We start from the raw sequence: 12,424 nt of genomic DNA on the forward strand, positions 1-12,424 counted from the left end.
AAAAGAAGGCTGCCGATGAAGAGGCGCGATTCTGCCACCGTGTCGATTCTTCTTATGCAAACGAACCATCTGCCTCGATGGACCACTTGGCTATCTTCATCACACCATCCCGACCAATATGAACCACGTCACCTGCACTCCCACCACATCCGCTTTCGTCTCACCGGACTTCCTCAACGACGGATCGCATCGGCCGGACAGACGGGAGCAGTTCTCCCAACTGCTGAGCCAAGCCCTGGAACAACAGCACGACGGCGCCCTTGGGGTGCTGCTTGAGGGCGCTCGCAGCGACAGCGATCCCCGGATGATCCTGGCGGTGGGGCAGCAATACAGCCGGGCCAGCCCAGAACACAGGGACATCATCGACCACTGGCTGGACACACTGTCCCTTGAGCAACGGCTCGACGTCTGCGAGGAACGCGAGTTCGTCGACCATGCCGACCTCTTTCGCAAGCTGTTGCAAACGCAACGCAACGGCCCGTTGGAAGACCTTCTTTACGGCACCCTCTACGCGGGCAAGAGCGGGCGCTACTTCGAAGAGATCGGCAGGCAACGCGCCCACGCATCTGATCAACAGAAAGCGCTGATGGACAACTGGCAGAAAGAGCTCTCCTGTACACAGCGTGGAGCGTATTTGAAGGGCTTGGGTGAGTTGCACAAGCTCAACGCCATCCATCGACACGTATCGGATTTCGTGGACGACAAGACCTTTCTCCGCCTCCAGCTGACCAGCAAACACGTGGGGCACTACCTCAACAAGACCGGCAGGTGGATCGCCATCCAGGCTTCGCAGCTTCACCAGCTTTCTGGGGAAGTCCGCTCCAAAGTGTTCTGGCAATTGCTCTCGGACACCCAGGCTTTGTCCGACCCTCACCAGCGGATGCTCGCTCTGGAGGGCCTTGCCCGGGCCGTCGATGCACGGCCGGAAGTGGGTATCTCAGAGTTCAAGATGTTGATGAACACCATCGTCACCCTGGGACCTGAATTTCAGGTCACGCCATTGACGGCACTGGCACCCAGTCTTGCATCCTGGAAATTTGCGTGGAATTATTGCCCTCACCTACGGCACTCGAGCATGTTGGACGCCATTGGGCAGCTCCCACAACCGGAATGGCGCTTCGCCCCTCTGGAGGCCACTGTCCGGGCCACGACAAATTCCCCAATGTATTCAAGGGCGGGTAACAAGCTGCTCGAACTATTCCAGTCGATCGACGTTGAGGGGTTGCCTGACCGAGACTTGCGCAGCTGGACGCACTTGCTGAGCACGTACTGTGATTCAGGCCATGCGGGTCCTGGAAGCACGGCGAAGTTGGTGAAAAAGACACGAGCAGTCATCGAAAAGCTGCAGCCCGACCAAAGAGCCACACTCCTCACGCTGCTGCCAAACGAGCAGCGCTGACCCGTGAGAAGGGCGCCGTCAGATGCGCCAGAGCAGATTCAGCCGCGCCTGTGCCAGGTGGTCAAAGATCGCGCGGCGTGCCGTGTCCACGTCGCGCTGGCGCAGCGCGGCCACGATCTGGCGGTGCTCCTTCTGCAGCACGGCGCGCCGCTCGGCCGTCAGCACCTTTTCTTTCAGAAAGCCCCACTCGCCGCTGTCCCGAATCTCGGCCATCAGACGGAACACGCTGATGAACAGCGCGTTCTGTGTGGCCAGCGCGAGTTGCTCGTGCAAGGCGCTGTCGAGCTTCTCGAATTCTTCCAGCGTCTGCGCCGCCTCGGCCCGCGCGCAACAGTCCTCCAGCCGATCGAAATCCGCCGTGGTGGCGTTGTTCACGATGAGGTCCACCAGCATCGGCTCCAGCAGCAGCCGTGCCTCCATCAGCTCGGCTGGGCTCACTGAGGGCACAGCCAGAAAACGCCCCGCCCCGACCTCGGCCTTGCCGGGTTTCTCCGCCACATAGGTTCCGCTGCCCACCTTCTGCGTGATCAGTCCCTGCTCGCGCAACTCGGCCAGCACGCGCCGCAGCCCCGAGCGGCTCACGCCGAAGGTGGCGCACAGGTCGCGCTCGGTGGGCAGGCGGCTGCCGGGCGGCCAGCTGCCACTCTGCAGGCCCTTGAGCAGTTCCATGCGCAGGGACTCCATGGAGTCCGTCTTGATCTGCAATGAAGCGGTGTTCGTCATGCCGCGCATTCTAGATTGGACTCAATTGGTTTAGACCAATGGCCTCAAAACACCGGGTAATCCCCGATCTTTAAGGCAACCGACCTGCCATAAAGTTGAACCAAAGCAGATCATGACAAACCAATTTAAACCAATTGGCGGATTCCTTTCCCCAAAAACCAGGAGACCAGCAGCATGAAGACCCAGGTTCTGGCGGCCATCCTTGCGGCCGCATCGCTCGTGGCGATAGCCCCTGCCCAGGCGGAATACCCCGACCGGCCCATCAACCTCATCGTGCCCTTCCCGCCCGGTGGCACCGCGGACAACATGGCGCGCGCGCTGCAGCCCGCGCTGCAGCGCGCGCTCAAGCAGACGGTGCTGGTGGTGAACAAGGCCGGCGCGGGTGGTGCCATCGGCGTGAGCCAGGTGGCCAACGCACCCGCCGACGGCTACCACCTGCTGCTCTCGCTGCTGAGCGTGGCCAGCCTGCCCGAACAGGCCGTGGTCAACAAGCAGAAACCGCCCTTCACGCTCGACCAGCTCACGCCCGTGGCGCTGCTCAGCGCCGAGCCGGTGGCGATGGTGGTGCCCGAGGCCAGCCCGTACAAGAGCTTTCGCGAGCTGATTGCCGCCGCCAAGGCCAGGCCCAACGCCCTCACCTTCGGCTCCACCGGCTTCTTTGGCGAAGTGCACGTGCGCTCCGAAGCCTTCGTGGACACCGCCGGCATCGACGCGCGCCACATCCCCTACCAGGGCGGCGGGCCACTGCTCAACGCACTGATCGCGGGCGAGGTGGATTTCGCCCTGCTCTCGCGCGCGCTCACCGCCACTCAAGTGAAGGCCGGCCGCCTGCGCTACCTCGCCACGGCCGGCGACGAGCCCTGGACCGAACCCGCCGGCCTGCCGCGCATGAAAGACCAGGGCGTCAACTTCGACACCGTGGCCGGCACGGCGGTGTTCATCCCCGCCGGCACGCCCGAGGCGGTGGAGCGCAAGCTGCGCCAGGCCGTTGAGGCCGCCGCGCAGGACGCCGAGTTCAGGCAGATGGTCGCGCAGACCGGGGGCGCGGTGAAGTACGTGGCGGGCAATGAGTTCGCCAATTTCTGGTCGGGCTACGTGAAGTCCATCGCTGTCATCACGCGGCGCATTGCCCAGAGCGAAGCCCAAGGGAAGGCCCGATGACCCCCACGAACCCGGTGTTCATCGGCACGGAAGCCATTGAGCGGCTCATGACCTGGGACGCGCTCATCCCCGCGCTGCGCGCGGCCTACGCCCAGCCCTACGACGATCGCACCAGCCCGCCGCGCACCTTCGCCAAGGGGCCCGACGCCTCGCTGCGCGCCCTGGCCGCTGTGCCGCCGGGCCAACGCTTCATGGGCGCCAAGGTGTTCGGCCGCGGCCGCAACAAGGGCATGAACTACCTCATCTCGCTGGCTGAGCAGGACACGGGTGAAATCCGCGCGCTGATCGACGCGAACAAGATCACCGCCTTCCGCACCGCCGCCACCTCCGCACTGTTCGTGGACGCACTCGCCCCACCGGGGCCGATGCGCCTGGGGGTGCTGGGCAGCGGGGCCGAAGCGCGCTCGCACGTGCAGGCCATGGCCTCGCTGCGCCCGGTGGACAGCCTGCGCGTGTACAGCCCCACGCCCGCCAACCGCGAGAAATTCGCGAGCGATTTTTCTGCCGCGCTCGGCATCCGCTGCGACACCGCTGCCACGCCGGCCGAAGCGCTGGACGGTGCCAGCGTGGCGATTGCCGCCGCGCGCTCGCACGACGAATCGCCCATCCTGCACGCCGATGCGCTGCGGCCCGGCATGCTGCTCGTCTCGGTGGGCTCCACGCTGCCGGTGCAGCGCGAGATCGACGTGAGCGTGATCGAGCGCTGCGACCTCATCGTGAGCGACATGCCCGACGAGGTGGCCCACGAGTCCGGCGACATGCGCGCCGCCACCGCGGCGGGCATCGCCTTCGATCACAAGATGCATTCGCTCAACGCCCTGGTGCGCGGCGAAATCGCGCACATGGGGCTGCTGCCGATGTTCAAGTCCGTCGGCTCCGCGCTGCAGGACATCGTGGCCGCCGAACTCATCTACGAACGGGCCATCGCCGCCGGCCTGGCCGTGACGCTCCCCATCCAGTTTTCCTACAAACAGTAATCCACCACCAGGACCAACACCAACATGGCACTCTACAAAAGACACGAAGCACGCGAATGGGCCCACGCACACCTCAAGGGCGTGGCCAACGTGGTCATCCCCTCGTTCACGGCCGACCTCAAGGGCTTGAACGAACAAGGCATCCGGCACGACATCCGCCACGAAATCGAGCTCGGTTTCTCGGGGACGCTGCTGGTCTCCGAAGTGGCGATGAGCCTGGCCGAGTACGAACAGTTCTTCCAGTGGTCGAACGACGAGGCCCAGGGCCGGCTGCAGCTCATCCACCACGCCAGCTTCAACACGCTGGAGGAAAACATCGAAGCCGCGAAGATCGCCGAGCGCCAGGGCGCCGCGCTCATCCTGCTCTCGTACCCGGCCAACTTCTACGCCGCCACCTCGCAGGACATTTACGACTACACCAAGGCCTTCTGCGACGCCACCAGCCTGGGGGTGATGCTGTTCCAGGTGCCGCACTGGGGCTTCGACCGCGTTCACCCCTCCGACATCGACGCCGCCCTCATCCGCCGCCTGCTCGATGACTGCCCCAACATCTGTGCCCTCAAGGCCGAAGGCGGCATGCCCAGCATCATGGGCTGGGTGGAGGCCTACCGCCTGTTCAGCAAGGAAGTGGTGGTCACCATGCCGCTGGAGCAGTTCGCGCTCGCGCTCGGCCAGCTCGTGCCCATCCAGTTCATCGGCACCAGCGACACCGAGTACTACGGCGGCATGATCCCGCGCATCTTCAAGCTGATGCAGGAGCACAAATACGACGAGGCCACCGCGCTGTACTGGCAGATCAACCCGGCGCGCAAAGCCCGCGCCGCCGCCAATGCCTATTCGGCCCAGGCACAGTTCCTCAACCGCATGCTGTGGAAATACGAAGGCTGGCTCAACGGCTTCAACGGCGGCCCGCTGCGCCAGCCCACCATGCGCATCAACGAAGGCACCATGAACAGTTTGCGCCAGGCTCTGGTCAAATCGGGCATCACGCCGACGGACCTGCCCAACGGCGACTTCTTCACCGGCCGCCACCCCGTGGCCACGGTGAGCTGACCGGCCCTTTCCAGGAGACGCGCATGCACCAGCTTCCCCCCTGCCCCACGCAGCTCTACATCGACGGCGCATGGCGGCCCGCCGGCACCGGCAAAAGCTTTGATGTGACGGACCCCGCCACCGGCGAGGTGATTGCCCAGGTGGCCGACGGCGGCCTGGACGACGGCCAGGCCGCGGTGAACGCCGCCGCCACCGCCCTGCCCGACTGGAGCGCCACGCCCCCGCGCACCCGCGCCGAGGTGCTGCGCAAGGTGCATGCGCTGATGATCGAACGCCTGGAGCCGCTGGCCAGGATCATCACCCTGGAAAACGGCAAGCCCCTGGCCGACAGCCGCGCCGAGGTGCGCTACGCGGCCGAGTTCTTCCGCTGGTATTCGGAAGAAGCCTGCCGCAACCTGGGCAGCGTGAGCCATGCACCCGCCGGCGGCTACCGCATCCTGGTGCAGCACCAGCCCATCGGCGTGGTGGTGCTGGTGACGCCCTGGAACTTCCCCGCGGCCATGGGCACACGCAAGATTGCGCCCGCGCTCGCCGCCGGCTGCACCGTGCTGGTGAAACCCGCCGGCATGACGCCGCTGAGCATGCTCGCGCTGGCCGACCTGCTGGCCGAGGCCGGCGTGCCCAAGGGCGTGGTCAACATCGTGCCCACCACGAAGTCGGGCGCGCTGGTGGACATGTGGCTGCACGACCCGCGCGTGCGCCTGGTCTCGTTCACCGGCTCCACCGAGGTCGGGCAGAAGCTCCTCAAGGCCGCCGCCGACCAGGTGCTCAAGACCCCCATGGAACTCGGCGGCAACGCGCCCTTCCTGGTGCTCGACGGTGCCAACGTGAAAGACGCGGTGGACGGCGCCATGATCGCCAAGATGCGCAACATGGGCGAAGCCTGCACCGCCGCCAACCGCTTCTACGCGGGCGATGCGGTCTGCGACGCCTTCACCGCCGAGTTCGTCAAGCGCATGCAGGCCCTGCGCATCGGCCACGGGCTGGACGAAAACCACCAGGTCGGCAGCCTGGTGGACGAGCCCACCCGCAAGAAGGTGGACGAGCTCGTGCAGGACGCCGTTTCACGCGGCGCCAAGGTCCTCTGCGGCGGCAAGAAAGTGCCCGGCCCGGGCCACTTCTACGAACCCACGGTGCTGGGCGACGTGCCGCTGGACGCGCGCATCCTCAAGGAAGAAGTGTTCGGCCCGGTCGCGCCCATCGTGCGCGTCAAGGGCGGCATGGAAGCCATGGTGAAACACGCCAACGACACCGAGTACGGCCTCACCGCCTACCTCTACAGCGCCGACCTGGCGCAAGGCCTCAAGATCGCCGAGCGCCTGGAGTTCGGCATGGTGGCGGTGAACCGGGGCCTGGTCTCCGACCCGGCCGCACCGTTCGGCGGCGTGAAGCAGAGCGGCCTGGGCCGCGAAGGGGCAGCCGAGGGCATGCACGAGTACATGGAGACGAAGTACATCGCCGTCACCTGGTAGCGACGGGCGCGGCCGACTACACCTTCTTCGCCAACCGGTCCCAATCCTTCAAGGTCTGCTGCAAGCGGTTCTTCGCGTCCGCGTGGCCGCGGCTGAAGGTGGTCGTCAGGCGATGCCTCAAGGCTTCATCGGGTGGCGGTGCGCCCAGCGCCTTGAGCCGATCGATCACCAGCATCACGGTCTGGAAGTTGCCCGAGTGAATGGCCATGTACAGCGGCGTGCGCCCCGCCACACTCACTTTGCCGTCCGCTGCGTCCAGCACATCGGCGCCGCGCTCCAGCATGTGCTTCACCAGCCCGGCCTTGCCCTCCGAGCAGGCCCAGTGCAAAGGCACCAGGCCGCCCTCCAGCCGCGCGTTGAAATCGGCGTCGGGCGCGGCCAGCAACTCGGGCGCAAGCGGCCAGCCGGAGGCCTTGATCATCTGCTGGGTTTTCCAATCGCTCATCGCTGGTACCGCTGCCGGGTGATGGTGGGTGTGCGAGTGTACGTGGCTATACTGCCCCGGTCGCGCAAAAACAGCGCGATCGGGATAGGCGTCCTGTCTTCCGTTGCGACGCAAGCCGTAACGCTTCCACCGCAGTCGCACTGCGGCTTGCATGTTCGTGCCTCCAAGTTTTGGCGGCCCGAACGGGGAGCCGCAAGGCTCGCCGACGAAGTGCAAACGGAAGACGGTACGCCTACCTGTTCGGGCCGCCGCCCCACCTCCACAAGAGGCGGGGCGGCGGTGTGTGAAACACACTGCAGGGAGGCCGACATGGTCACCAAAGCCAAATCACCCATCGATGTGCGCGCGCCGCAACGCCGCTCCACTTCGCTCACCTTTTCCGCCAACTCGTCGCGCCGGGTTCGTGATCTCACCAAGCGGGCATCGACCCAGATCGGCCAGTTGCGCCGGCTGATACCGCTCTACCAGCGCACCGAGCGCATCCTCATGCCCGCCGGGCTTCATCGCATGCGCGACACCGCCGGCATCCCGGTCGCACAACAGCAGGAAGCCTGCGCCCTGCTGTACGCGGCCAACCACGAGCTGCGGCTGTTCATCGACCGGCTGACGGACACCCTCGCGGCGCTGCAGGCGCAGGTGGAGGAGGCAATGGAACCGCCTGTTCCTTGAGCGCATTCGGCACAGGATCTGCGTCCCGGTGGCAACGGGCTGCCGAACTCTTGCCCAGGTAAAAGCACTGACTTTGTTTTATTCGGGCCCCCCGGGGCCGGTCTTGAAACATGAACACCATCGGCATCCCGTCGCCACCACCTGCGCGCGCGCCTGAAAATGGCGAATCCCAACCGACCGATCGGGAAAACCAATTTTCCGATTTGCTCTCCGAATGCTTGAAGCAGCAGCACAACGGGGCACTGGACATCCTTCTGCAAGGCGCCCTTCAAGACAGCAACCCTCGCATGATCGGCATTGTGGGTCGGCATCTGATCCAGGCAAGCGTTGGACAGCGACAGGCCATCGTCAACTGGACCCGGATGTTGTCTCACGAGCAGTTGGACGAATTCAACGCCCAATGGCACCCCATCAAGACGCAACTACAAACAAAGCAGACCGCCAGAGAGCACAAACTCCATGAGCTGCTGAAGAACACGCTTCAGTCGGCCAATGCTTCCTACCTCCCCCGTGTGCTCGCATGGATCGGCAAAAGCCAAAGCGCCAGGCTGGTGGACGTCGTGGCGGGGCAATTCTTCCATGCGAACGAGCCTCAAAGACAGGTCATGGTCGACTGGGTGGTCACACTGCCGACCGATCTGGCGCTGCGCTTCGTGGATCGCCTGCCCACCCTGCGGGAAACCCTCTCGCAGCGGCATCCGCACATTGCCGTCCACCTGGCGCAAGCAAGCGGGCAGGCCGAGCTTTGCGCAGCGGTGGGACGGCAGTACCACCGTGCCACCGGAAGCTCCATCGGGGAAATCGATCGATGGTCAGAGACATTGAATGCCCCTGAGCGCGAGGCCTTTCTCGGCGGCAAGCGAGCCCGGCTTCTGGCGTATGTCGCCGACAACAACAGCAGCCTGTTTCGCTACCTCGATGCCCAGTCCATGGCCCGACTGGGCCTCGTGAGCCGGGACATCCGGAGGACGGCCATGGCACGCCCCAGGTTCGAGGCGGCCGGGCTCATGAAGGACTTTCCGGCATTTCATGCGCTGCCAGAGAACGAGTGCCATGCCAGAAGCCTGGAATTTCTTCGGCGCGTCGAGCAGTCCGAATGCCCTGAAACCAAGGTGGAAGCACTCACCCAGCTGGCCAAGCACCTCTTCTTCATGCCGGCGATACACCGAGGCCAGGTGCGGGCCACCCTGCTGTCCTGCGTCAATGCCCTTCAACCGGCGTATCTCCGCGCCCAACCCCTGGCCGCGCTGATGGCCTCCCAACAGAGTGAACCGGTGTTCATCCGTCGGGCGTTCAAAGCGCACCCGATGTTCCCCGATTGGCGGCTTCTCGAGCCTGTGAACATGGGGCCTTGGCGCGAACACACCATTGAGCCCCTCGATCCCGATCAGTTCCGGGCGCTGTGGCAAAGCGCGATGAATCTCGATCAGGAATGGCAGAAACCCCTCATGACGGCGCTGCTGCGCATGCCATGGGGACGCGACGGTCGGGTCGGCGACGTGTTGAAGGACGTACTCGAATCCGACAATGAGCACTGGAAGTCGACCCTGCTGCCGGCCCTGAGCGACTGCTTTCCCTCCATCAATCTCCACAGCGAAGAGCAGGTTGAAGTGCTGCTATCCCTGATGAAAAAAACGAAGGGGACAGGACCTGAGTTTCTCGCCTTGGCGTTGCTGCCCGATTTCATTGCCAAGAAGATTTATCACAGCGCCAAAGGGTTCAAGATTCTGTTGAACTTCATTTCAACCTGGACACCGGGCGATTTGCAAAAGCCTGCGCTCCTCGCTCTGGCCGAGACCCTGGAGCACACCTGGGCCAGCGACCAGGAGCTCTATGACAACTGCGCAGCGATGTTGGAGGTGTGTCGGAAAACGGAGGATCAGCAACTCGAGTACGCGCTGAGGCTTGCGTTGAACAAAGGCATCCGCCGTCTAAATGAGGTGTTTTCACAGGGCAGCGGCTTTCTATCGGCCGTGTCGAGAATGGTCAAGGAGGCGGAGGAATCGGCACAAAAATTCAAGGGCCTCTCACGGCTGGCTTTGGACACGGCACTGGGGTCGCTCGACATCGCGGGGGACGTGCCACTGGACCGGTCCCGGTGCGTGGAACCCAGAACACTGATCGCACTGGCGGGCGGGGATCACTCGGCACAAGCGGTGAGATCACACCTGCAGCAGTTTCCCGAAAGCAACCATCCCGAACTTCTCGTGGTGCTGATCAAGCAACAATGGACGTTGCTCCATCGGCAGTTTGCAGCGACAGACCTGTCGCAAGACATTGAATTCTTCATTCAGGCCATCGGTCAATTGCCAGCAGAGCAACAAACACGACCCTTGCGCGCCTTGCTGCACCTCTGCTCCTTCAGTGATGCTCAAGGGGTGAGCAAGCACCTGCTTGCGCTGGGTGAGCTGTGCCGCCAATCCCCCATGAAAGCCGAGCTGATCACGGGTCTTGCTGACCAATGCATCGGCAAGGTGTGGCCGCACGGACGTGAGGCGATTGCCATGCCACTGGATCTCTTTGAGGCCATCTACAGCGACATGTCCCGGATGTCCGACGTCGACCGATGTGCCGTCTATTTCGCGCTGCAAGACGTTGCCGAGCGCTATCCAGAGCAGATCGCCCCCGTGCAACTCGCGAAATTGGAGCCCGTTTTCGAGCATCTGAAACAACAAACACCGCCGAGGCATCGACGCTGACATCGCGCAGATGAACCCATGAGAGACAGGTGTTCCCTGATGGATGCACAACGCACCAAGTCTCTCAGGATTTCACATGAACGCTCTCATATCCCCATCTACCTCTCCTACCCCCGAGTCGATAGCGCATGACATTCCGTCACCCTCCAAGCAGGAACGCCTGACCGCCTTGCAGGAGGCGTTGACACACCAGCGGGATCACGAGATCAATCAACTGCTCCATGCAATTCGGCGCGACCCCGACGCCACGATGGCGGGCCTTGTTGGCGAGGTCTACTTTGAGGCCAACGAACATCAACAACTGGCCATGGACATCTGGTCCGAGCATCTTTCTTCCGAACAGCGCTTCACCTTCGTGAACAGAAAGGAAGACGCGCGGATCATGGAGTTTTCCAAGCTGCTGACCATTGCGCTGGACAGGAAATACGACAGGCTGCTGGAAGTTCTGCTCAAGGGCGCGCGTGAACTCGACCATCCCCGCTTGCTCCAACTGGTCGCCCTGCACCACCCCGACGCATCCGAAGCACAGAAAGCCACGACAGACGCCTGGAACATCCAGCAGAAAAAGGTGCTTCCTGTTGCACCTTGCCTACCAGTCGAGAAGCTCATCGTCAACAGCACGGTACCTCAGCACCTGGATCTGCGAAGCTCGCTGGAACGTGGCAGCAACATCGCCCCCGAATACTTCTTCACCCCGGATATCTCCAGCTCAAACCCCGACTCCATTCCATCGGAGAAGGAGATGGAACGGCGCCTGGCTGTGTGCTGGAAGCTGCCCAATCCGAACGAAGAGCAACGGGGAATCATGCGCAAAGTTGCACAGCAGGTGTCACAGGACTGTGCCCAGCTGGTGCAGGCCATGAAACAGACCGGCCGCAGCTTGTGTGAAACCAGTCGCCTGGCCATGGACGAACCCAGCGAACTTCCCTTTTGGCTCGGGCCGCCAAAAATGACCAGCTTGCTCCGGGTGCCCGATGGGACCGGACTCACCGTGCATGTCTCCAACACCAACGTGAAGGAAGCGATTCGATTCAGCTTGAGTGTTGAGGTGAACAAATACGCGCCTTCTTTCGGGAACACGGCTTTGACCCTCGCCATCGCGAAAGGATGGGGCCACGTATCTGTGAATATTGGTCGGAGGGATTCGGACCGTACTCAAAAGGACATCATTCGCGCTTTGCTTGCGCGAGAGGACATCGATGTCAATGCCCCCGAAGTGTCGAACCTCTGGACGCCACTGCATATCGCCTGCATGCGTGCCGATGTTGAGGTGGTGGACGCCTTGATCAAAAGGGGCGCCGTCGAAAAGCCCAGTCTGGCGGGGCATCTGCCCAGCGACTTTCTCACGTTCCCCTACGACACGGCCCGCAAGCTCGTGGAGTCCCTGCTCGATAAATTCAAGTTCGGCAAAGCCCCCTACCAGGAGCATGAATCCGAAGTGGCCACCCTGCCGTTGAGAGAAGAGTTTCCCGCGTTGCAGGAGAAAGTCATGAAGTTGTTCGCGTCCAAAGACGCATAGGTGTCAGGTCCCGGATGATGACGAACGGCTTTGACGGACAGTGGGACTCTGCAGGGTTCGGACCACCAGCTCTGGCACGGCAGTTGCTAACACCCAGAACCAGAGAGGCGCTGTGCCCTGCACACGCCAGCCTTGAAGACCGCTAGGGTTCCGGGCGCCGCGCAGTTGACCACCAACTGAAGAGACAGACACGCGGCGCCGTCTGGTCCGAGAGCGGTCGGCCACGATCGTGTGGCTCCACGGAGGGACAAAAGCCCGGGAGACGCTGCTGCGCGCTGTGAAGCGCGAGCACGGCGCCTCTCCGCTT

The 12,424-nt window shown here is 63.3% G+C and carries 10 protein-coding genes and 1 riboswitch; of the genes, 8 read left to right on the top strand and 2 right to left on the bottom strand.

The genetic code is table 11. The features are described 5' to 3' along the window. The first annotated feature begins 118 nt into the window (after window positions 1–118). Complete coding sequence (locus AC07ZS_RS06020; RefSeq protein WP_494797673.1) at window positions 119–1,399, top strand: hypothetical protein; 1,281 nt, start codon at window positions 119–121, stop codon at window positions 1,397–1,399. A gap of 18 nt (window positions 1,400–1,417) precedes the next feature. On the opposite strand, the gene AC07ZS_RS06025 is transcribed toward AC07ZS_RS06020, so the two are convergent. Continuing rightward, a complete protein-coding gene (locus AC07ZS_RS06025) occupies window positions 1,418–2,122 on the bottom strand; it encodes a FadR/GntR family transcriptional regulator (RefSeq protein ID WP_291120630.1) in 705 nt (234 codons plus the stop codon). 174 nt (window positions 2,123–2,296) lie between these two features. Between AC07ZS_RS06025 and AC07ZS_RS06030 the strand changes: the two genes are divergently transcribed. The 4 genes from AC07ZS_RS06030 to AC07ZS_RS06045 are packed head-to-tail and all read left to right on the top strand — an operon-like array spanning window position 2,297 to window position 6,785. Continuing rightward, window positions 2,297–3,283: a tripartite tricarboxylate transporter substrate binding protein gene (locus AC07ZS_RS06030; RefSeq protein ID WP_494797674.1), complete on the top strand. Its 987-nt coding sequence runs from the start codon at window positions 2,297–2,299 to the stop codon at window positions 3,281–3,283. After that, window positions 3,280–4,260 carry an ornithine cyclodeaminase family protein gene (locus AC07ZS_RS06035; RefSeq protein WP_494797675.1) on the top strand — a complete coding sequence of 327 codons (981 nt, stop codon included), beginning with the start codon at window positions 3,280–3,282 and terminating at the stop codon, window positions 4,258–4,260. Before AC07ZS_RS06030 ends, AC07ZS_RS06035 begins: the two co-directional genes overlap by 4 nt. A gap of 24 nt (window positions 4,261–4,284) precedes the next feature. After that, complete coding sequence (locus tag AC07ZS_RS06040) at window positions 4,285–5,313, top strand: dihydrodipicolinate synthase family protein (RefSeq protein WP_494797676.1); 1,029 nt, start codon at window positions 4,285–4,287, stop codon at window positions 5,311–5,313. A 23-nt stretch (window positions 5,314–5,336) separates the two neighbouring features. After that, the gene (locus AC07ZS_RS06045; protein ID WP_494797677.1) at window positions 5,337–6,785 is read left to right on the top strand and encodes an NAD-dependent succinate-semialdehyde dehydrogenase; all 1,449 of its coding nucleotides are present in this window, start codon (window positions 5,337–5,339) and stop codon (window positions 6,783–6,785) included. Between the two features lie 16 nt (window positions 6,786–6,801). Here the strand turns inward: AC07ZS_RS06045 and AC07ZS_RS06050 are convergent, their stop codons facing one another. Then, window positions 6,802–7,230 (bottom strand): ankyrin repeat domain-containing protein, encoded by a 429-nt coding sequence (locus tag AC07ZS_RS06050; RefSeq protein WP_494797678.1) that lies wholly within the window; start codon window positions 7,228–7,230, stop codon window positions 6,802–6,804. 309 nt (window positions 7,231–7,539) lie between these two features. Here AC07ZS_RS06050 and AC07ZS_RS06055 point away from each other — a divergent pair, with 309 nt between their 5' ends. From AC07ZS_RS06055 to AC07ZS_RS06065, 3 genes are all read left to right on the top strand, one after another. Further along, complete coding sequence (locus tag AC07ZS_RS06055) at window positions 7,540–7,899, top strand: hypothetical protein (RefSeq protein ID WP_494797679.1); 360 nt, start codon at window positions 7,540–7,542, stop codon at window positions 7,897–7,899. A gap of 110 nt (window positions 7,900–8,009) precedes the next feature. Beyond that, window positions 8,010–10,598, top strand: coding sequence for a hypothetical protein (locus AC07ZS_RS06060; protein WP_494797680.1), 2,589 nt, complete (start codon window positions 8,010–8,012; stop codon window positions 10,596–10,598). A 76-nt stretch (window positions 10,599–10,674) separates the two neighbouring features. After that, window positions 10,675–12,117 (top strand): ankyrin repeat domain-containing protein, encoded by a 1,443-nt coding sequence (locus AC07ZS_RS06065; protein ID WP_494797681.1) that lies wholly within the window; start codon window positions 10,675–10,677, stop codon window positions 12,115–12,117. Window positions 12,118–12,248: 131 nt separating this feature from the next. After that, a riboswitch (guanidine-I (ykkC/yxkD leader) is annotated at window positions 12,249–12,381 on the top strand. Window positions 12,382–12,424 lie beyond the last annotated feature (43 nt).

It is taken from the genome of Hydrogenophaga sp. GW456-12-10-14-TSB4 (assembly GCF_059424305.1).